A 19,499-nucleotide genomic window follows, 5' to 3' on the forward strand; every position below is an offset into this window, starting at 1 on the left:
TAAATCCACGGCAATGAGCAAAAAACGTCGCGAAATTCCCGTCTTCGATCACCCGATCATTGAAACCCACTGCCACCTGGACTATCTCAAGGATCGCGAGCTGAAGGAAACTCTTGAGCAGAGCCAGCGGGTGAACATCGAAAAACTGATCACCATTGCAGTGTCGCCAGACAACCTCGGCCGCGTGCGCGAATTGAGCCAGATTGCACCCTGGGTCTATGGCACACAGGGCATTCACCCCCATGAAGCGGAAAGCTACTCGGATGCGGTCGAGGAAGAAATCCGGGGCCATGCGCTAGACGAAAAAATTGTTGCTGTTGGTGAAATCGGCCTGGATTACTTTTATGACAATGCGGACCAGGGCGTGCAGCGGGAGGTATTCCGCCGCCAACTGCAGATTGCCTGTGACACTGACCGCCCTGTGGTTATTCACAGCCGGGACGCAGACGAGGACACCATTGCTATCCTCAAGGAATTCGAGAACACCCTGGGCCGCAGAGGCGTGATCCACAGCTTCACCTCAGGCCCCGGGCTCGCACAGTATGCGCTGGACCAGGGCTGGTGCCTTGGCTTTAACGGTATTACCACCTTCAACAAGGCCGAAAACGTCCGGGATATTGTGCGGATGGCGTCCATTGAGCAGATCCTTCTGGAGACTGACTCTCCGTTTCTCACTCCGGTACCTTACCGGGGCCGAGAAAATGCGCCCTTCTATCTGCCCTTTGTGGCGGAAAAAATTGCCGAGGTAAAGGAACTGCCCCTGGAAGAAGTACTGAGCAAAACCTATAAAAACAGCTTACGAACGTTCTTCCCCGGACAATGATCAAGCGCATCCCCGTTTCGGCGCTGAAGGTAGGTATGTACATTACCGACCTCAACAATGACTGGATCCCCCACAACACCCAACGTAAACAAGGGGTGATCAAAAAAGACGAAACCATTGAAAAGATTCGCCGGATGGGGGTGACGTCCGTTTACATCGACGCTTCAAAAGGACTGGATACCCAGGATTCCGAGACCGCCGCCGAAGTCGATCGCCGCAACGAAGCAGCCCTGCAAAATGCAGGGGAGCAAGCTCCGGGGCTTAGACCCCACGTGCCGGTGGCCGAAGAAATGGTTATGGCACAGAAGATTCATAGCCAGGCTCAGGGCCTGGTGGGCGAGTTCATGAACAACGTCAAAATTGGCGCTGCCATTGACATAGCGCCGATCCACCAGCTTGCCAACGAACTTCAGAATTCGGTCCTGCGCAATGCAAATGCCCTGAGCTGCCTGGGCCGTATCCGGGAAAAAGACAATTACCTGATGGAGCACTCGGTCAATCTCAGCGTGCTGATGTCCCTGTTTGGTAATTACCGCTCGCTGCCAGCCGATGCTCTGCATCAGACCATTGTTGGTGCCCTGCTACATGACCTGGGCAAAATCCTGACGCCCGATGAAGTCCTGCACAAGCCGGGCCGGCTCTCTGCCGAAGAATTCGAGATTATGAAACTGCATGCCCGTCACTCACGGGAAATTCTGGCCACAACCGAAGGCATTGGCGAGCTGACAGTGATCACGGCCGCACAGCACCATGAGCGACTGGATGGGAGTGGCTACCCCGAAGGCCTCAAGGGCGACGACATTTCCGTTTACGGCCGCATGGTGGCCATTACCGATGTGTATGACGCCATCACCGCCGACCGTGTCTACCACAAGGGCATGACGCCTACCCAGGGGCTGAAGAAATTGCTGGAATGGAGCGGCGACCATCTTGATCCTTCGCTGGTTAAACAGTTCATCCGATGTATCGGCCTATACCCGGTTGGATCCCTGGTACTTCTGGAAAGCGGGAGACTGGGCGCTGTCGTGGAAGCCAACGAGCTGGACCAGCGCTTACCGGTGGTGCGGGTGATGTATCACACCAAATTCCGGATGCCTATTACCGTAGACACCATTGATCTGTCCAGGCCGGACACCCAGGACCGCATCCTTCGGTCGGTCGATCCTGATGAGTACAGGATTGATATCCGCAAATTCATGACCTGAGTGCCAGCGGCTCCGGCCAAGCATCTGCCAAGCTCTCAATCAATATTTTCCAGGGATTTCCATCAGCTATGATCGCATCCATATTCCAGATCATCGGCGGACTGGCAACGGAATTGCTCGACCGCTCCGATCAGGAGTCCTCATCAGAGAACCGGCAATAGCGGTTCTTGCCCTGCTGCTTGGCTCGATACATGGCCTGGTCCGCCTGACGTAATAGCTGATCGCCATCCAGCTCCCTATCCATCGAGAACAGTGTATAGCCAATACTGGCCGAGACCTCGACACTATGGTCTGCCACCCAGGCAGGTTCAGATACCATCACCAGCAGTCGGGACAGCAGGCTTTCGAGCGCCGCCTCATCCAGCACATTGACAATAATGGCGGAGAATTCATCGCCACCGATGCGAGCCAACGTATCCTCTTCCCTCAAAACCGATCGCATTCGTGATGCGACCTCCACCAGCAACTGATCGCCCGCGTCATGGCCAAAAGCATCGTTGACCGGCTTGAACTCATCCAGATCAATGTAAGCAACAGCCAGCATGTAGTCCTGCCTCCGAGCCTGCGCCATCGACTGATGCAGCCTGTCAGCGAAAAGTACCCGATTTGGAAGACCGGTCAGCGCATCATAGTGAGCCAGGGTATGAAGCTTCTGCTCCTGTTCTTTTATGCGGGTAATATCGTTAAAAATACCGACAAAATGAGTAATGTCAGCGCGTTCATCCCGAACCCCACTAATAGTCAGCGTCAAGACAAAGGCATCACCATTACCCCGTCTGGTAGAAAACTCTCCGGACCAGAACCCGTGTTTTCTTGCGCTATGGAAAACACCGCTTCCCTCATCCATCGGCAACGGCGGAAGGCGGCCAATCGTTTGGCTTCGCGACTTTCCGGTGATTGCTACGTAGGCGTCGTTTACATCCACCACAACCCCATGGCTGTCCGTGATAAAAATCGCTTCCCGGGCATAGTCAAATACACTGGCGGCAAGCCGCTGTTTTTGTTCCGCCTGCTTGCGCGCGGTGACGTCATACCAGGAGCAAAGAAAAATAGGCTCCCGTTCGCCCTTTTCATGAATCGGGGCGATCGTCATATCCACCCAGACCTTCGAACCATCAGACCGGCGAAACACCCATTCGCCCTGGTCTACTCCACCATGAACCGCCTGAGCCAGAATGCCATCCATCTTCTGACGCGAGAGTCGCCCATCCGGCTGGAACTCAGGCGAAAAAGTCGCAACATCCTTACCCAGAAGGGACTCCCGTGCAGTAAAGCGGAGCAGCTCCACTGCCGCACGATTGGTATCGACAAATACGCCGCCCTGAATAATCAGCATAGGTTGTGGCCAGCCAAGAATCAGACGCCTTAAACGCCTTTGCTCGGCAGAAAGCTGTCTTTTCTTTTTTCCCAGCCACAGGGAGCTGGCGATCAGCAGAATCACCAGCATGAAAATGGTAAAGACCCAAAGGCGGTATTGGTGCAGAACATCTACCCAGGTTACCTTCGGCACTGCATCATAGGGTGCAACACGAAGTTTCCTGGCCAGATATTCCACCGCCTGATAGTCCGCAGGCGGTGAAAAACCGGCAATACCGGCTGAAACTGCGGCCGGATCCTCAGCCTCCAGCGCAAACAGTGCCGACGCAACCCGGCGCACGATACGGCCATCCACATGCGGAAGTGCCACCAGTGGCCATTCCGGATACAGACGGGTGGACACCCTGAAGGGGAAGCCGGCCAGATCCTGCTCATTTATCACCCGTATCTGGTCAATCAGACCCGGATCCGCCACTGACATCTGTTCAATGATGCTGGTTCTGACAAACCCCACGTCTGCGTCACCTGACAAAGTCGCACGGATAACCCGATCGTGGTTACTCAGGAACTTGATACGATTGCTACGGCGCACATCGACTCCAGCTTCCATCAGCTCCAGCGCCTGGGTCTGATAGCCACCGAGGAAATGCAAGCCGGGCGATGCAACGTTTTTGCCTTTAATGTCGGCAAGGCCGTTAATGTCGTTCCGCCCGGCGGCGGTAATAATGACACCTCCCAGGCTCGACGTTGTGGAAGTCCCCCAGCTCCTCACCAGAGTAGCCAGAACTCCGGTCAGACTTCTCTCGCTGCGAATAACCAGGAAATGGCTGGGATTGGTCAGGAAGAAATCCAGCCGGTTAGCAGCGAGCGCGCGGCTCATGTCCTCTTGCGAGAGAATCTGCAACTCAACCTCCTGGCCTGCCTGTTCTGACAAATAGTCAGCTAGAGGTTGATAGCGTTCGCGCATGATATCACCCGGGCGATAGGCGAAGACGCCGAAAGTCAGAACGTCTTCGGCAACAGCAATAGAGGGTGCAAGAAGTGCCCCTAGCAGGAGAGGAATCAACACCAACCGGACAAGAAACACTCTCAAGACAGGCTCCGGGGCAAGAACGAAGGATCACAAAGGCGGCCAGGGTCTGGCAGTTCGGAGAGCATCCCTTCGACAACCATCATCCGGGCAAGAGCGAACGCGATGGTTTCGACTCTACCCGAAGCCGCCAGGTAGCGCTGATTGGCCGTGAGGTCCGGGAACATAACGCTGGCCATTGCGCGTTCAACCGCAGAGTGCGAGGTATCCTGCCGGCTGGCAACCCGGTAAATCGAGTCATGCCAGCTACGCACCAGGTGCCTCATTCCGGCAAAATGAGCCTCCAGCAGGTCCCTGACCGCATCCGAATTGTTATCCGCCATTGCCCTGGTGACCACCAGAACATCAAAGATGGTCTCGGGCAGATCACTACTGTCAAAAAGCCTGTTACCGCCCAGGTTCTCCAGTTTTGATGCAGTTGGTTCGTAACAGACGGAGGCGTCGATGTCACCACGCCGCCAGGCGTCCAGGTGCTCACTGACCGGCAGGCCCACTTCGATGATGTCACCACGGCTGAGGCCTGCACGCTCCAGAATGTTAACCAGCATGACCCCCGAAACGCCGGACAGCTCAACAGCAATCCGCCTGCCCCTGAGCTCAGACAACTCCTGAATGAAAGGCTGAACCATGATCACATCAGCACCTGCGGATACGTCCGTCACGCCAACCACAACCACATCTTTACCGGCATCCTGAACTCTCAGAGCCTCGTCCAGGGTGAGTGCCGCCCCATCGAGAGTTCCATTTATCAAGCCCGCCATTGAGTCGTCGGCCGCAGCACCCTTGACCAGGCTGACCGACTCGGTGAGCCAGCCGAAATCCTCGGCCAGGTAAAGCGGTTCATAGCCTATCCAGGGATGAACTCCAAAATGGATAGGTTGGGCACGGTCACATCCTGTGAGACCAGCAACAGCCATGCCAGCGGCAATCGATAATCGGAGGAAAGAGCGGCGATACATCTGAGTTCCTGGCACAACCAAGGTTAACGTTTGTTAATTTCGCTGATTCTAGTGTATGCCAGAGTACCGGTAAAACCGAAGCTTACCTTGCATCGGGCCTGATATTACCCAAGTGACAAGAACACCCCCATCAAAACCGGCGACAGAAACGACAGCAAAAAGCCCGAGGCAATCGCGACCGGAACACACGACAGTCCGCCACTGCTGCGAATGACAGGCAGGGTAAAATCCATAGCTGTTGCACCACCATAGCCAATAGCCATGGCCGGGCGGGCGGCAATCAATAACGGAATAATCGCCAGCGCGATGATTTCCCTCAGCACGTCATTCAAGAAGGCAACGCCACCCCAGGCAGGCCCCAGTGCATCTCCGATAACGATCCCTGACAGCGAATACCAACCAAAGCCGGAAGCCAGTGCGAGTACATCGTGCCAGGGTAGCGCCAGTACGGGTATCAGCAGGGCGCCGGCAACAAGCGAGCTGAACGTCAAGGCCAGAGCGATCCCCAGACCCTGGCGGTTCATCAGCAGTTTGCGCAAGGAAAGACCGGCATTACGAAGCTGAAGACCGATAAGAAACAATAAAAGCATCAGGGACCAGGTAGCGACCTGTTCGGCCATGGGTAACGGCGGAAGCATGTAATAACCCGCCAGCAATCCTGCCAGAACCGCCAGCATGGGCTTAAGTCCTGCCAGAAACAGACGGCGATACCCCGGACTTCCAGCAGTCTGGCCTTCCTCCGTGGCCATGGGCTTATACCGGTGGAGCAACCACAACCCTGTCATGTTGGCACCAAACAACACCCCCACAAGAGCCAATACCTGCGCTGCCATACCGCCGAGCTGGCTGGCGAGCCCTTCCATCTGACCCAGCCCCAGGCCCAGCAAGGCAAGGATGAAGTAAACAAGCGCTTCTACGGTGTAATGAATACTCGTCATCAGACGACGGTTCTGCAGCGGCAAGGCAAACCCCATAAACAATGGGGCAAGAATGAACAATGCTCCGGTCAGCATAATGTCCTCAACAATTGGAGACGGGAAATCAGACGAGGGGTTCGAACTGCTCGGGATCCAGTATTTTTTGACGGGCACCTGTCGCGGGCTTGGTGCTTATAGAGCGGGCCAGACGCTGGGCGGTCACTGACCAGACCACATGGTCCGACGGGCATGGTTCATAACCATTGCCCATCAGGGCACCTGCGGTGCTCCTCAGGATTGACTCCGCCCGGGCCAGTGTTTTCCAGGGTCCCTGACAGTGCTGGCGTTCCGGTTGGCCATGATCAGGCCCCGTCAGGGCAACCAGTGCCCAGGTGTCCTCACCAACAGGTTTGATAAAAAGTTCCAGGCGGTAATCACCCCGAACCATTACCAGCGCCTTGAAGGGTCCGCGACCATGAAAATAATGCAGTTTCACGGCCGAGCCGCCTCACAATCAGTGGAGTACATGACCTGAACGATCCTGAACCAAAACCCAGGGAGCAATCACCACGGCCCATAACTCAGCGTTACGGTCATACCAGTCCTGTGCAATCTCGGGAGCAATATCGCCGACCTTGCTTTGCTGCATCCACTGGTCAAAGCGCTCTTTATTATCGGCTGCCAGCTCCGTCGCTACCTCCAGCAAATCAAGCTCAGGCGCAACCCGAACCACCTGCCCCCTGGCGAAATAGGTTTGCAGATCGTGCCAGTGAATGCGAGAAGTTTCCAGATTAAGCTTTTCTTTCAGCTCATCCCGGGAAGGTACAGACGACATGATGGGGCCTCAAAAAATCCTGGTAGAACGTTTCGCACAGATTAACCGAATCACGGGTAGTGACACCAGCACATCCCGGGATAAGAGTATCACTCTGAGCGGCTGGCCGGCTCCAAAGCATGCCAGATTTCCCGGATCTGATCCGACAGCTCCATCGGATCAAAGGGGTTGGGTATGACGGCTGCGGCATCCTGTGACAGGTAGCCATCGACTTCCTCGGGCTGCACCTTGGCCGTCATGAAAACGGCAGGCGTCCTTGCGAATTCCGGATACTGCCGAATTGCCTCAAGGGGTGAGGGCCCATCCATCCCCGGGGCAGGGTTACTCGACGCCAGCACCGAGTAGCAGGCAAAATACCGGCATCGGCTTCCGGGTGATACACCCTGAAAATGATGTGTGAAACCCGGCAGGCCAGGGCCTGCCGGGGATGGTCATCACGCCGACTTGAGCATCTCCCGCACAACATAGTGCAAGATGCCGCCATGCTTGAAGTATACCGCCTCATTGGCGGTATCGATGCGAGACTTCAACTCACAACTCTCGGTTGATCCGTCCTTGTATTTCACCGTCATCTTCAGTGCCTGCCCGGGATTGATCTGGCCGGAAAGGCCTTCGATGCTAATGGTTTCCTCACCGGTGAGTTTCAGGCTCTTGCGGTCGGTGCCTTCCGGGAACTGGAGTGGCATTACCCCCATACCGATCAGGTTGGAGCGATGGATACGCTCGTAGGATTCGGCCACAACTGCCCGTACGCCCAGCAGACGGGTGCCCTTGGCCGCCCAGTCCCGGCTTGAGCCGGTGCCGTACTCCTTGCCCGCGATAACCACCAGCGGCGTGTTGCTCTCCTGATATTTCATCGCAGCATCATAGATGGCCATCTGGTCGCCGGTGGGCACAAATCTGGTGTAGCCACCTTCCACGCCGTCCAGCATTTCATTCCTGATGCGCACGTTGGCAAAGGTGCCCCGCATCATGACCTCATGGTTCCCCCGGCGAGAGCCGTAGGAGTTGAAGTCTTTGGGGTCGACGCCATGTTCCTGCAGGTATTTGCCGGCTGGGGTATCCGGCTTGAAGGAGCCAGCGGGCGAGATGTGATCGGTGGTCACCGAGTCACCCAGCAGCGCCAGGATGTTGGCATCCTTGATGTCTTCGATGGCATCCGGCTCTTCTCTCAGCCCTTCAAAGAACGGCGGATGCTGGATGTAGGTGGACTTGTCAGACCACTCGTAGACCTTGCTCTCGGGGAACTTGATCGCCTGCCAGGTGGCATCACCGTCGAACACTTCACCGTATTCCTTACGGAACATGTCAGTCTTCACTTTTTCGACCGCTTCTGCGATTTCCTGCTGGCTTGGCCACAGGTCTTTCAGATATACCGGAGTACCATCCGAGCCAACACCCAGAGGATCTTTGGAAAGATCAACCCGGACATTGCCCGCCAGGGCGTAAGCCACAACCAGGGGGGGAGACGCCAGCCAGTTGGTTTTCACCAGCGGATGCACCCTGCCCTCGAAGTTCCGATTACCGGACAGCACTGACGCCACGGTCAGATCACCATCGGCGATGGCCTTTTCGACAGCGTCTGGCAGGGGCCCGGAGTTACCGATACAGGTGGTGCAGCCGTAGCCCACCAGGTTAAAGCCAAGTTTGTCGAGATCATCATCAAGCCCGGCGACTTTCAGGTAATCGGTGACAACCTTAGAACCCGGCGCCAGAGAGGTTTTCACCCAGGGCTGGGTTGTCAGACCCTTCGCTACGGCTTTCTGGGCGATCAGGCCAGCGGCCATCATCACGCTGGGGTTCGAGGTATTGGTACAAGAGGTAATTGCGGCAATAACCACGGCGCCCGGATCGAGACGGGATTTTTTACCGTCCATCTCCAGCGGCTGACTGGCGGCGTGTTCGTAGCTGTCGTGAATGCCAACTGCGGTCTGGCCGCCCTCGGAATCCAGTTCGCTTTCCCGGGATTCCGCCGGGCCTTCGGCCGTTTCCATCAACAGCTCGAAGGAAGCCTTCATGTTCTTCAGTGCCACCCGGTCCTGGGGACGCTTCGGGCCCGCCAGACTGGCTTCCACTTCGCCCATATCCAGTTCCAGCTTGTCGGTATACACGGGTTCGTGCCCCGGCTCCCGCCACAAGCCCTGAGCCTTGGCATAGGCTTCAACCAGCTCCAGCTGATCCTCTTCACGGCCGGTCAGGCGCATGTACTTGATGGTCTGTTCATCCACCGGGAAGAAGCCACAGGTCGCCCCATACTCGGGGGCCATATTGGCAATGGTGGCCCGGTCCGCTACTGGCATGTCCTTGAGGCCATCACCGTAGAACTCGACAAATTTTCCAACCACGCCTTTCTTGCGCAGCATTTCAGTCACCGTCAGCACCAGATCGGTGGCGGTAATGCCTTCGCGGAGCTTGCCGGTAACCTTGAAACCAACCACTTCCGGAATCAGCATCGAAACCGGCTGGCCCAGCATCGCGGCTTCGGCCTCGATACCGCCAACACCCCAGCCAAGGATGCCCAGGCCGTTAATCATCGTGGTGTGGGAGTCAGTACCTACCAGGGTGTCAGGGTAAGCGAAGGTCTTGCCATCCTGGTCTTTCGACCAAACGGTCTTGCCCAGATACTCCAGGTTTACCTGGTGACAGATACCTGTGCCCGGTGGTACCACGCGGAAGTTATCGAAGGCCTGCTGGCCCCAGCGCAGGAATTCATAGCGCTCCTGGTTACGTTCCATCTCAATGGCGACGTTGTCCTTGAAGGCAGACGCATCACCAAAATTATCCACCATGACCGAGTGATCGATCACCAGATCGACCGGCGATAGCGGATTGATCATGGCCGGATCCTTGCCCGCAACCTTGACCGCCTCACGCATGGCAGCAAGATCCACCACACCAGGCACACCGGTGAAGTCCTGCATCAGGACCCGGGCAGGCCGGAACTGGATTTCGGTATCGGAATGGCGATCTTTGAGCCACTGAACCATGGCGTCGATATGGCTCTTGTCGACGGTGGTACCGTCTTCATTACGCAGCAGGTTCTCCATCAGGACTTTCAGGGAGAATGGTAGACGGTTCAGGTCACCCAGGGTCTCTGCCGCCCTGGGCAGGCTGTAATAGTGGTAGGTCTTGCCGCCGGCATCCAGGCTGGACAAGGTTTTCAGACTGTCGTTACTGAGACTTTCATTGGACATGTAGTGCCTCCTTTTCGTCGCGATCCAGATATTCCGGAAGGCCATCCCGAGCATAGAGACAATCTGGCGCCAATAGTTCCGGGCGCCGAAGAACCATGCTGGGGCCCTTGCATCAACCCGCTCTAGAGCGTGTTTTTAGCACGATCTGAAACAGGCTGATGCAAAGGCCCGGAGATGCGAATTCACCTATAACTATTGCAGCAATTAACCAGAGTTCAACCGTGGCTCAGTGAATGTTCGGAATTCGCGATGTGAATACTATCCAAAGGTCACAGACCACGGTATTCACGAACCAGGCCGTCCACTTCAACAATAATCTGCTCCAGTTGCGTGGCCATAGCCCTTGTCCGATCAGCCTCCTGAACAACCTCACTGTTCTTGTCAGCCATTCGCTGAACACTCTCATTGATTTCCGATGAGGCTGCCGCCTGCTCTTCCGCCGCAGATGCGATCTGGTGATTCATGTCGCTGACGGCTGCAATCGCTTCCTCTATCCGGACGATGGCCTCATCGGTCTGCTGAATCGCCAGGGTCGTTTCCCTGGAACGGGTCTGGCCCATTTCGATCGCGGCCACAGTCGCCTCAGAGACTGCCCCCAGATCATCGATCGTACTGCGGATTTCACCGGTAAATTCCTGTGTTCGTCGTGATAAATTGCGCACCTCATCCGCCACGACCGCGAATCCCCGGCCATGCTCCCCGGCCCTCGCAGCCTCAATGGCCGCATTCAGTGCCAGCAGGTTCGTCTGCTCAGAGATTTCGTTGATAGAGGAAATGAAGTTGCCGATAGCCTTCACCTTGTCGGCCAGCTCGTTAACCATGCGGGCAGAATCGCCCAGTGCCGTGTTCGTTGATCCTGTCAGCTGAACGGCATGCTCCACATTGCGGCGCCCGTCCTCCGAGGCCTGGGAAGCATGGCCGGCGGATTCCGAAGCTGCCTGGGCGTTCTGCGCGACTTCGTGTACCGTCGAAGTCATCTGGTTCGTCGCCGCGGCCGCCTGATCGGTCTGCCGCTGCTGGTCCTCCACAATACTCCCGGTGTGATCACTCACCTCGATCAGAGCATCGGCGCTCTGTCGCAAGTTACCTGACAACGCCTTTACCTTCCCGATCAACTCACCAAACTGATCCATCATGTCGTTAAAATGGCTTGCGGTCAGCTTGTCACCAGTGCTGCTCAACCTGCCGCCGAGATCCTTATTCGCACCAAAGTCCCGAATCAACTCGATGAGCTGAAACGCCTGATGGCGTTCTGCAGCCATTCGCAGTGCAAAAAACACCAGAATTGCCGATTCAAAAACCACAAATGCCGCATGCAGCAGGGCCATTCCGTAGGTGGCCCCATGATTGAACAGGATGACAGGCATCTCACCCAGTGACGCACCCGCCTGCTGCAGGGCAGTCAGTAGCAGGTGGTGTATGGCAATGAATCCGGCACCGGCCACAACAGGCATCCAGTCCTTGTAGATGATCACCAGAGCAAGCGCGGCGAAAATGTGAAAGTGCATTTCCACCCGGCCCATCTGGGCCTGAATCATCACGGCAGAAAACGCCATCAGGCAGATGGCAAAGAATGCCGAGCAGGCCCGTGTTCCCCGCATGGCGAAATAGCCAGCGGCCGCCAAAACCCCGAGCAGCAGGGACGCGATCAGTGAGAAGGCGCCGGTATCAAATTCCAGGGGAACAACAAGGCCCACAACAGGTACATGGGCAAGCAGAATGACAAGCAGGTAGCGATCGCTGCGCAAGCGCTCCTGACGGATAAAACTGACGGATTCAGACATGGCAGGACTTATCTCAAATTCAGGACGACGGGCCTTGGCAGCCTTCGGTGTAGGTTGATCTGGAAACTGTTTCCCAGCGCAGGTATACGATCACCCGATACGGCAGATCATGGAAGAATGTAACTAAAAGTAAGGATTACCGTTTTATGGCGAGGCAGGCACTCAGATTTGCCGCTCACCATAAAGCTGAGCATACAAACCATCTCGTGCAATCAGTTCGTCATGGTGGCCTTCTTCAATAATGCGGCCATCTTCGAAAACGCAGGCCCTGTCTGCCTGCTTCACAGCACTCAGGCGATGGGCAATGATCAGGGTGGTGCGTTTGCTCAGGAATGCTTCGAGATCCCTGTGTAGCTGGAATTCGGTTTCAGCGTCCAGAGCGGACGTAGCCTCATCCAGAATAACCACTGAGGGATCGGACAGAATCATCCGGGCAATGGCCAGGCGCTGACGCTGGCCGCCCGAAAGGCGCACGCCCTGTCGGCCAATCATGGTATCCAGCTGATCCGGCATGCTGGCAATAGTCTGGTCCAGCTGGGCGATCCGCAGCGCGTCCCAAAGCTCGGTTTCGGGCTTTTCCCGCCCCAATGTCAGATTCTGGCGCACGGTATCGTTGAACAGAGCGGGATGCTGCAACACCGTGGCAATGTGTTCCCGCAGGCAGGGAAGACCAATGCGCTGGACCGGCACCCCGTCAATAAGCACCTCGCCCTGTTGCGGCGTGTACATGCCAAGGATGACCTGCACCAGAGTCGATTTACCGCCGCCACTGGCACCAACCACCGCCACTTTTTCGCCACGCGCAAGGTGCAGGTTGATCCCCCGCAATACCGGCTCATCACCGTAGCCGAAATAAATATTTTTCAGCGTCAGGCTGACCGTATGGCGGTCACGGAACGGATTCTCGAGGGCCGGATAACGGGGCTCTTCTTTGAGGTCGAGAAGACGGTTGATTCGGGCAAGAGCCGCGTTGGCAGCGAACCAGGCATACTGCATGTTCAGCATTTCCTGCACTGGCGTCAGCATGAACCACAGGTAGCCGAAAATGGCGAACATCATGCCGATACTCAGGTCACTGAACAGAACAGTAACCATCGCCGCCGCCCGGAACACGTCCACCCCAAACTGGAACAGGGCAAAACTGGCCCGTGAGGCGGCGTCACTGCGCCACTCAAACTGGATGGCGTGGTCGCGAACGCTCCTGGCCCGGTCAATCAGCTGCCGCAAATAGTGCTTCTCACGGTTGGCAGCACGAAGCTGGTGAATGGCATCCAGGGTTTCGGTCAGATCTCCCTGAAATGCCTCATAGGCGGCATTTTCACGGCGCTTGAGTTCCTTGACCCGCTTACCGATAAGAATTGTGGCGAAAATGACCAGCGGATTGAACAGCAGAATCAGTAATGCCAGCTGCCAGTGAACCCACAGCAGCACCAACGCGGTACCGAAAACCGTGAGACTCGCTACCAGGAAGCGGCTTATGGTGCTTCCCAAAAACTGGTCCATAGTGTCCAGATCGGTAATGAAATGGCTGCTGATACCGCCGGAGCCACGGGTCTCATACTCAGACATTGCCACCCGCCGCAGCCGTCCCAGCAGGCGGGAGCGAATCCGGAAGACAACGTCCTTGGACACTTTGGAGAACTCGCGGGATTGCAGAACATTAAACGATAGCGCGGCAATGCGAAGTGCGAACGCGATCAGAACCATCAACCCGATATACACCACGGGTTGATGCCAGGCCTCGGGCAATAGCTGATTCATAACCGGCAGCACCGGCCCGGGCTCGTCCAGCAGCACCTCATCCACCAGCACCGGCAGAAGCAGGGGAACAGGCACGCTCATGACCGTCGCCATGACTGCCAGCAGGTTTGCCTTGACCAGGCGAGGCTTGTGCTTCAGCGCGAGTGCAAAAACATCGCGCCAGTGGTAGCGCTGTCTTCCGCCAGGCTGATCTGCGACATGAATGTGGTTATGTTGATGTTCCAAAGACCCTCCGGATTGCAATACCGCCCTCACCCATACGTTCAGTGCCTGACAATAGTCTACCTGTTAACCGGTTAGCTGCGGTGGCTGATGACTTCTGTCATCATTGGCCATCAATTTTCTGACGGACCAGGACAAAGGCCAGCTGTGAAACACGATTGTCATTACCATCCCGGCGACCCGGCCAAGTGGCACTGCGGCGAGTGCCAGACGCATTATTGCAGCCGCTGCATGCCCGATGCCGATACCCGCCAGCGCCGGGCTCTCTGCCCTCATTGCAGCAAGGCCATGCGATACCTGGGCGCAGCCACGGAAGTGGTCCCGTTCTGGAACCGGATCGGTGCCTTCTTCCGCTACCCGTTCCACAGCGATCCGTTGATCGTCATTGCTATCTGCACGCTGGTGCCGGTCATTGCACCCGCCAATCTGATCGGTCTTATCATAGGCCTGGTACTGGCTCTGGCCCTGTTCAAGTACACCTATGCCGTTATCAATTACACCGCTGAAGGCCATCTCAAGCCACCGCCGGTTTCGGTCGCCTTTACCGGCAGTGGCTTCGACATTGTCATTCTGCAGTTACTGGTGTTCGTGCTTATGGGCGCACTGGTGACCACCGCCGCCATGCTCGGCGGGCCCATCCTGATGCTGCTGGCACTCGCTTTCGTGGTACTGGCCCTGCCGGCAAGCATCATGGTTCTGGCTATGGAACGCTCCGTGGGTGCGGCCGTGAATCCGATGAATCTGGCCCTGCTGATTTCCCGCATTGGCAGCCCCTACTTCCTGCTCTACGGCTACCTGATCCTGATGGTCTTTGCGTCCGGCGCGGCTCAGGATTTCGCCGTTAACCATTTCCCGTTCTGGGTCTCCCAGCCCCTCGCCGGCTTCCTGAACAGTACCTTCACCCTGATCCTGTTCCATATGCTGGGTTACCTGTTATTCCAGTACCAGGAGGAATTGGGATTCGCTGCGGACCTGCAAGACGACACCGAGGGCCAGGACCTCAGTCAGCGTGATCGCAGCGCACGTTTTGACGCGGACATCGACATGAACCTGAAAGACGGCAACTTTGACCGGGTTCAGACCATGTTGAAAGAGGCCCTGAAGCGAGACCGGGACAACAGCCTTCGTATCGGCCAGCTTTACCAGCTGTTAACCGCGAGAAACGACACCACCGAGCTTTACCGCTACCATCCCCGCCTGCTCGGCTGGCTGGCCGACCGCAACGATGGTGATGGCATGGCCACCCTGCTGGGAAGCCTGCAACGGGCAGAACCTGAATTTCGACTGGAAGATCCGGAACTATCGGTACGATGTGCCCGCACCCTTTACCACCGGGGGCAATTCAAGCCGGCTTTGCGACTGCTTCAGGATTTCCACAAACGATTCCCGGACAGCGAGCAGCTGGCACCGGCCTATCTGCTGGTAGCGCAGACGCTGGCAAATGGGCTGAATCAGTGGGAGAAAGCGACCGCGTTCCTGACCTTTATCCAGAAACGGTGCGGGAACCATCCGCTGCACGAGCAGATCGCGACCTACCTGGCTCAGGCCGAAAAGCGGGAACCGCTGAAAGGACCGAAGGCAAATTTCGCAGTGCAAGACTAGGGCGGGCGAGGCTTCCCACTATGCCTGTAGCAATTGCCGGTAATGGCGCGCCTTTGGTGCCATCTGGCGCTTTTCAAACTCCTCCACCAACAACCGGCACGCTTCGGAAGTCAGTAACTCGTCACCGGTACCACGCAGCCGTTCAAAGGCTTTTTCCGCCGCCTTCAGGTCCTGCTGTTTGAGGCCCGTGAACAACACCCGGTTGTGGTCTTCGGCGCTCAATGGCTGATAGCGCTCGCCCTTGCCCAAAAACTCCTGCCAGACCTCAATCATCTGCTCTGGCTGCCGGCGTGCCAGCGCGTCATTCATCAGTTCACGGGTACGGTCCCGGTATTCCGGCAGGTCTGGCCGCAGCTTGGCCAACTGATACAAGTGCTCCAACAGGATTGGGCGATCCGGATAATGCTCACGCAATGCTTCAAACTGCCTTTTTGCCAGATCAAACTCCATCCGTCCCAGACTGGCCATAGCCTGGGCATAGCTGCTGGTGAAACGGGCATCCTGCTCGTCCTGCTCCGGCTCGAAAAACTCCTCGCGCACCTGAAACCAGCTGCGACCCAGCAACCAGACCAACCCGGCGCCGGCCAGAAGACCACCGGCATGGGCCATGTAAGCAATGCCGGTTGCGCCGGCAAACCAGTAATCATAGATTTCTTTGCCCACCCACACCGGAAGCATGGCGATAGCCGGTGCGCGGAAATAATTGAAATAAACCCCGAGGAAATAGAAAAACCGGATTCTCTGAAGACCGTAGATAGCGACGTACATGCCCATCAACCCGGAAATAGAGCCCGAGGCACCGACCAGCGGCACATGACTCCCCGTCGAGAAGGCGGTAAAAACCAGCCCCGAAAGGGCTCCACAGAGCAGGTAGGCCATCAGGAAACGACCGGGGCCCAGCGCCTTTTCCACGGTAATTCCGAGCAGAAACAGGAATACCAGGTTACCGATAATGTGCCCCCATCCCCCGTGCAGAAACTGGTAAGTGACCAGCGTATACAGAGACAGATCTGCCGGTACCAGCCCAAGCTGGAAGGAACTCAGCCTGGCGATGTACTGATCTTCGATGGGGGTGCGTAGCTCGTTCCAGCGCGCCTGCTCTGCTGGCGCCCAGATTACACCCTGGTTTTGTTTCAGGTAGTGATAGAACTCCCGGTCCATCAGAAGGCTGACGGCCAGCCAGAACTGCTCATCCTCCTGCTGAAGTTTCTGGAATTGCTGCAATTCACGAGCCCGGCTTTCCGCACCCTCAAACTGTATCTGCCGTTGCAGATAGTCCTCATAGGCAGGGGCTTCCAGGGATTGCAGGCCGGATTCGACGTACTGCTCAACGGCCTGCTCAATCTTCCGGCTGTCGCCTCCCTGGTAAAACAGGAAAATCATGACACAGGCCAACATCAGCCCCAGGGTGATCCAGGGCGGACGTCTCCAGTTAACGGCATTCTCAGCAGGGATTATCAGCATGGGCAGTCACAATTCATCACAATCGGTCCTTGAAAACCTGTTTTTTACCACAGTAAGGCCTTCTTTTCGCGCTCAAATGGTATTCGGCGAAGGGGAGATATGGGTGCAAGTCGGGAAATGTGCTCGTGCCCACAAAAGGTGTGCCGTTTTAGCCATCGCAACCGACGTTGTCATTTGGGAGTCACAGAAATGACATTTAATCAGTGTCACTGAGTGATCAGGCCAAAGCCCTATCGACCATTCGCCAATTGCCGTTGTTCCCGCTCCAGCCAATAGTGAGCGGGAATAACAAGAAAAACCGGATACTGGAATCAAGGATACTGCAAATGACCGTACTCGTTTTGGATAACCCGGACCTGATTGCCAAAGCCGCTGTCGCCTCGGGATTTGCTGCCTCAGAACTTGCCACTGACGCAAAACGACCTCATCGGATGAAGTTTCACTACGGCTTCAACAAGCATGCGCTGGACGCCAACGATGAGACTACCCTTGAACAACACGCTAACTATCTGAGACAAAATCCGAACATCAGGGTTCGGATTCATGGCCACTCGGACAATTTTGGCGCGGAAGACTACAACCAGTTTCTGGCAAGGCTCAGGGCCAACGCCGTGGCTCGGCTTTTGATTGAAGAAGGCGTTTGGGAATCCCGGATCATACTGAAGGGGTGGGGCTCAAGTCGCCCCCTGGCCACGCCGGAAGACCATGCTGCCAACCGAAGGGTAGAACTGGAGTACATGACCCAGGAAATAACCCAGGCACTTCAGGGCTGACTGGCCGCCGGTTGGAAAAAGAACGGGGCCCGCCTGGCCCCGCTCACTGCAAAGCGGCTTAACTACCGTAGACTTGCCAGACGTTCCAAAACAGCAAGAGCGCCGTCACCAGAATGGCCAGCCATGTCAGCAGGATCCCACTCATGCGGGCCCAGTGTGGGCCACCACGACCGTTGATCATTCCCCAGGCGTGCAGAATACGCCCGACAACCAGCCCCATGCCCGTCCAGTAAATCAGACCACCGGGAACGCCATTGAGTTCGGCAATCGCCAGCATAATGAGACCGAGCGGCGCATATTCCACTAGGTTGGCATGGGCTCGCACCGCGGACTCGAAATCACGATCGTCTGCAACGCCAAGGCCTTTCTTGTGCTTCAGGCGGAATTTAACAACCTGGGCAGAAAGCACCAGCAAAAGAATGCCGATAACCGCGGCAAACACTCCGGTAACAGGTACGATCATGTTCAGGCCTTATTGATCTTGCTGACGATGGCAAGCAACAGTATGGCGCCAACCGTCGCCGTCACCAGTTCACCAACCGCTCCCTGAGCCGCCAGGCCGAGAAGGCGAAACACGAAACCGCCGATAAATGAACCGACGATACCAATGCCAATATTGGCCAGAACACCAAATCCGCGGCCCTTCATGATCAATCCGGCCAACCAGCCAGCCACACCACCTATAATCAGGAACAAAATCAGGTTCATCTTCAGCCTCTCCCTGGGGGTCATTGAACAAAGTGATCAGACTCGCAAAGACTGCCCTGTTTCCATGGGTGCTTCAAGGACTTCCCATGCGATAAGAGGCTGTTTCTAGAGTGAGGCTATGCCTTCTGCCATCTGTTGATGACAACGGGCCATCAGATCAGGAATGTCTTCTGCGGTCATGCCTGTCGTTTCAATCGGTGGCAGAATTCGCACAGGTACCGGCTCACGCCGACCGCTCCAACCGATTGTCTTGTCCTGGTATTGGCGGGCACAGACAATAGTAACCGGGGCACCGGAGGCGATTGCCGCATGGAAGGCGCCCTTCTTGAATTTCTGCAGACCACGGCCGCGGCTGCGAGTGCCCTCTGGAAAGACCCAGAGACTCTTGCGATCACGGGCAAGCGCATCACTGGTCGCACGCATAACCGAAATGGCCTTGTGAGAACGGGCACGATTGAGAATGACGTTGCCGCCGAGCCAGAACACCTGCCCGAAGAAAGGCACCCATACCAGCGAGGACTTACCGACTGTCACCGTGCGGGGAGGCAATAAATCGCCCACCACAAACAGATCGTCGTTGTGCTGGTGATTGGCGATTACGACCGTTGGCCGGTCCTTCGGCATGTTTTCCCACCCTTCCAGTGGACGTGCCAAACCCAGTAGAGCGCGCCCGAAACGGGCGACAGTCCAACCCAGAAGACGGTTGTTGTCCGGGTTGAAAGGACGTGCGATGTAAAGTATCAGCGCAAACAGGCAGATCAGCGGAACGCTTAACCATGCCAGCAGTTTTCTCAAAGCACCCATGAAACGACTCTGTAAACAGTTTTTGGCGCACAAGTGTACGC

The 19,499-nt window shown here is 56.4% G+C and carries 17 protein-coding genes; 4 read left to right on the forward strand and 13 right to left on the reverse strand.

Features of this window, described 5'->3' with window-relative positions; all coding sequences use genetic code 11:
* Nucleotides 1-13 precede the first annotated feature (13 nt).
* Entirely contained in the window at nt 14-823 is an 810-nt protein-coding gene (locus KFJ24_RS13975; protein ID WP_250831698.1) for a TatD family hydrolase, read from the forward strand.
* Nucleotides 820-2,028, forward strand: a complete 1,209-nt coding sequence (locus tag KFJ24_RS13980) for an HD-GYP domain-containing protein (RefSeq protein WP_250831699.1) — start codon at nt 820-822, stop codon at nt 2,026-2,028. Before KFJ24_RS13975 ends, KFJ24_RS13980 begins: the two co-directional genes overlap by 4 nt.
* Nucleotides 2,029-2,158: 130 nt before the next feature.
* Here the strand turns inward: KFJ24_RS13980 and KFJ24_RS13985 are convergent, their stop codons facing one another.
* From KFJ24_RS13985 to KFJ24_RS14025, 9 genes are all read right to left on the reverse strand, one after another.
* The gene (locus tag KFJ24_RS13985; RefSeq protein WP_250832657.1) at nt 2,159-4,432 is read right to left on the reverse strand and encodes a diguanylate cyclase domain-containing protein; all 2,274 of its coding nucleotides are present in this window, start codon (nt 4,430-4,432) and stop codon (nt 2,159-2,161) included.
* A 2-nt stretch (nt 4,433-4,434) separates the two neighbouring features.
* Complete coding sequence (locus KFJ24_RS13990; protein ID WP_250831700.1) at nt 4,435-5,394, reverse strand: ABC transporter substrate-binding protein; 960 nt, start codon at nt 5,392-5,394, stop codon at nt 4,435-4,437.
* A gap of 104 nt (nt 5,395-5,498) precedes the next feature.
* Nucleotides 5,499-6,407, reverse strand: coding sequence for a lysine exporter LysO family protein (locus KFJ24_RS13995; RefSeq protein ID WP_250831701.1), 909 nt, complete (start codon nt 6,405-6,407; stop codon nt 5,499-5,501).
* 28 nt (nt 6,408-6,435) lie between these two features.
* On the reverse strand, nt 6,436-6,807 hold the full coding sequence (locus KFJ24_RS14000) for a hypothetical protein (protein ID WP_250831702.1): 372 nt from the start codon (nt 6,805-6,807) through the stop codon (nt 6,436-6,438).
* Between the two features lie 18 nt (nt 6,808-6,825).
* Nucleotides 6,826-7,146 carry a DUF2288 domain-containing protein gene (locus KFJ24_RS14005; protein WP_250831703.1) on the reverse strand — a complete coding sequence of 107 codons (321 nt, stop codon included), beginning with the start codon at nt 7,144-7,146 and terminating at the stop codon, nt 6,826-6,828.
* Between the two features lie 89 nt (nt 7,147-7,235).
* Nucleotides 7,236-7,385, reverse strand: a complete 150-nt coding sequence (locus KFJ24_RS14010; protein WP_250831704.1) for a hypothetical protein — start codon at nt 7,383-7,385, stop codon at nt 7,236-7,238.
* Between the two features lie 195 nt (nt 7,386-7,580).
* Entirely contained in the window at nt 7,581-10,340 is a 2,760-nt protein-coding gene (gene acnA, locus KFJ24_RS14015) for an aconitate hydratase AcnA (protein WP_250831705.1), read from the reverse strand.
* Between the two features lie 269 nt (nt 10,341-10,609).
* The gene (locus KFJ24_RS14020) at nt 10,610-12,124 is read right to left on the reverse strand and encodes a methyl-accepting chemotaxis protein (RefSeq protein WP_250831706.1); all 1,515 of its coding nucleotides are present in this window, start codon (nt 12,122-12,124) and stop codon (nt 10,610-10,612) included.
* A 162-nt stretch (nt 12,125-12,286) separates the two neighbouring features.
* Nucleotides 12,287-14,110 carry an ABC transporter ATP-binding protein gene (locus tag KFJ24_RS14025; RefSeq protein ID WP_434968019.1) on the reverse strand — a complete coding sequence of 608 codons (1,824 nt, stop codon included), beginning with the start codon at nt 14,108-14,110 and terminating at the stop codon, nt 12,287-12,289.
* Nucleotides 14,111-14,254: 144 nt separating this feature from the next.
* On the opposite strand from KFJ24_RS14025, the gene KFJ24_RS14030 reads away from it, so the two are divergent.
* The gene (locus tag KFJ24_RS14030) at nt 14,255-15,709 is read left to right on the forward strand and encodes a hypothetical protein (RefSeq protein WP_250831708.1); all 1,455 of its coding nucleotides are present in this window, start codon (nt 14,255-14,257) and stop codon (nt 15,707-15,709) included.
* Nucleotides 15,710-15,727: 18 nt separating this feature from the next.
* Here KFJ24_RS14030 and KFJ24_RS14035 read toward each other — a convergent pair whose 3' ends face one another.
* Nucleotides 15,728-17,173, reverse strand: coding sequence for a rhomboid family intramembrane serine protease (locus KFJ24_RS14035; RefSeq protein WP_250831709.1), 1,446 nt, complete (start codon nt 17,171-17,173; stop codon nt 15,728-15,730).
* 326 nt (nt 17,174-17,499) lie between these two features.
* On the opposite strand from KFJ24_RS14035, the gene KFJ24_RS14040 reads away from it, so the two are divergent.
* The gene (locus tag KFJ24_RS14040) at nt 17,500-17,946 is read left to right on the forward strand and encodes an OmpA family protein (RefSeq protein ID WP_250831710.1); all 447 of its coding nucleotides are present in this window, start codon (nt 17,500-17,502) and stop codon (nt 17,944-17,946) included.
* Nucleotides 17,947-18,004: 58 nt separating this feature from the next.
* Here KFJ24_RS14040 and KFJ24_RS14045 read toward each other — a convergent pair whose 3' ends face one another.
* The 3 genes from KFJ24_RS14045 to KFJ24_RS14055 all read right to left on the reverse strand — a co-directional run bounded on the left by KFJ24_RS14045 (nt 18,005) and on the right by KFJ24_RS14055 (nt 19,458).
* Nucleotides 18,005-18,409 carry an MAPEG family protein gene (locus tag KFJ24_RS14045; protein WP_250831711.1) on the reverse strand — a complete coding sequence of 135 codons (405 nt, stop codon included), beginning with the start codon at nt 18,407-18,409 and terminating at the stop codon, nt 18,005-18,007.
* Nucleotides 18,410-18,411: 2 nt separating this feature from the next.
* Nucleotides 18,412-18,654 (reverse strand): GlsB/YeaQ/YmgE family stress response membrane protein, encoded by a 243-nt coding sequence (locus tag KFJ24_RS14050; RefSeq protein ID WP_250831712.1) that lies wholly within the window; start codon nt 18,652-18,654, stop codon nt 18,412-18,414.
* Nucleotides 18,655-18,759: 105 nt separating this feature from the next.
* Nucleotides 18,760-19,458 (reverse strand): lysophospholipid acyltransferase family protein, encoded by a 699-nt coding sequence (locus KFJ24_RS14055; RefSeq protein ID WP_250831713.1) that lies wholly within the window; start codon nt 19,456-19,458, stop codon nt 18,760-18,762.
* Nucleotides 19,459-19,499 lie beyond the last annotated feature (41 nt).

It is taken from the genome of Marinobacter sediminum (assembly GCF_023657445.1).
GTDB lineage: Bacteria > Pseudomonadota > Gammaproteobacteria > Pseudomonadales > Oleiphilaceae > Marinobacter > Marinobacter sediminum_A.

Bases quoted from the DNA above. Each gene is read 5' to 3' on its own strand.
- KFJ24_RS13990 (WP_250831700.1), bottom strand. From the start codon at position 5,394: ATGTATCGCCGCTCTTTCCTCCGATTATCGATTGCCGCTGGCATGGCT.
- KFJ24_RS13975 (WP_250831698.1), top strand. From the start codon at position 14: ATGAGCAAAAAACGTCGCGAAATTCCCGTCTTCGATCACCCGATCATT.
- KFJ24_RS13980 (WP_250831699.1), top strand. From the start codon at position 820: ATGATCAAGCGCATCCCCGTTTCGGCGCTGAAGGTAGGTATGTACATT.
- KFJ24_RS13995 (WP_250831701.1), bottom strand. From the start codon at position 6,407: ATGCTGACCGGAGCATTGTTCATTCTTGCCCCATTGTTTATGGGGTTT.
- acnA (WP_250831705.1), bottom strand. From the start codon at position 10,340: ATGTCCAATGAAAGTCTCAGTAACGACAGTCTGAAAACCTTGTCCAGC.
- KFJ24_RS14040 (WP_250831710.1), top strand. From the start codon at position 17,500: ATGACCGTACTCGTTTTGGATAACCCGGACCTGATTGCCAAAGCCGCT.
- KFJ24_RS14035 (WP_250831709.1), bottom strand. From the start codon at position 17,173: ATGCTGATAATCCCTGCTGAGAATGCCGTTAACTGGAGACGTCCGCCC.
- KFJ24_RS14020 (WP_250831706.1), bottom strand. From the start codon at position 12,124: ATGTCTGAATCCGTCAGTTTTATCCGTCAGGAGCGCTTGCGCAGCGAT.
- KFJ24_RS14055 (WP_250831713.1), bottom strand. From the start codon at position 19,458: ATGGGTGCTTTGAGAAAACTGCTGGCATGGTTAAGCGTTCCGCTGATC.
- KFJ24_RS14050 (WP_250831712.1), bottom strand. From the start codon at position 18,654: ATGAACCTGATTTTGTTCCTGATTATAGGTGGTGTGGCTGGCTGGTTG.
- KFJ24_RS14045 (WP_250831711.1), bottom strand. From the start codon at position 18,409: ATGATCGTACCTGTTACCGGAGTGTTTGCCGCGGTTATCGGCATTCTT.
- KFJ24_RS14005 (WP_250831703.1), bottom strand. From the start codon at position 7,146: ATGTCGTCTGTACCTTCCCGGGATGAGCTGAAAGAAAAGCTTAATCTG.
- KFJ24_RS14010 (WP_250831704.1), bottom strand. From the start codon at position 7,385: ATGACGGCCAAGGTGCAGCCCGAGGAAGTCGATGGCTACCTGTCACAG.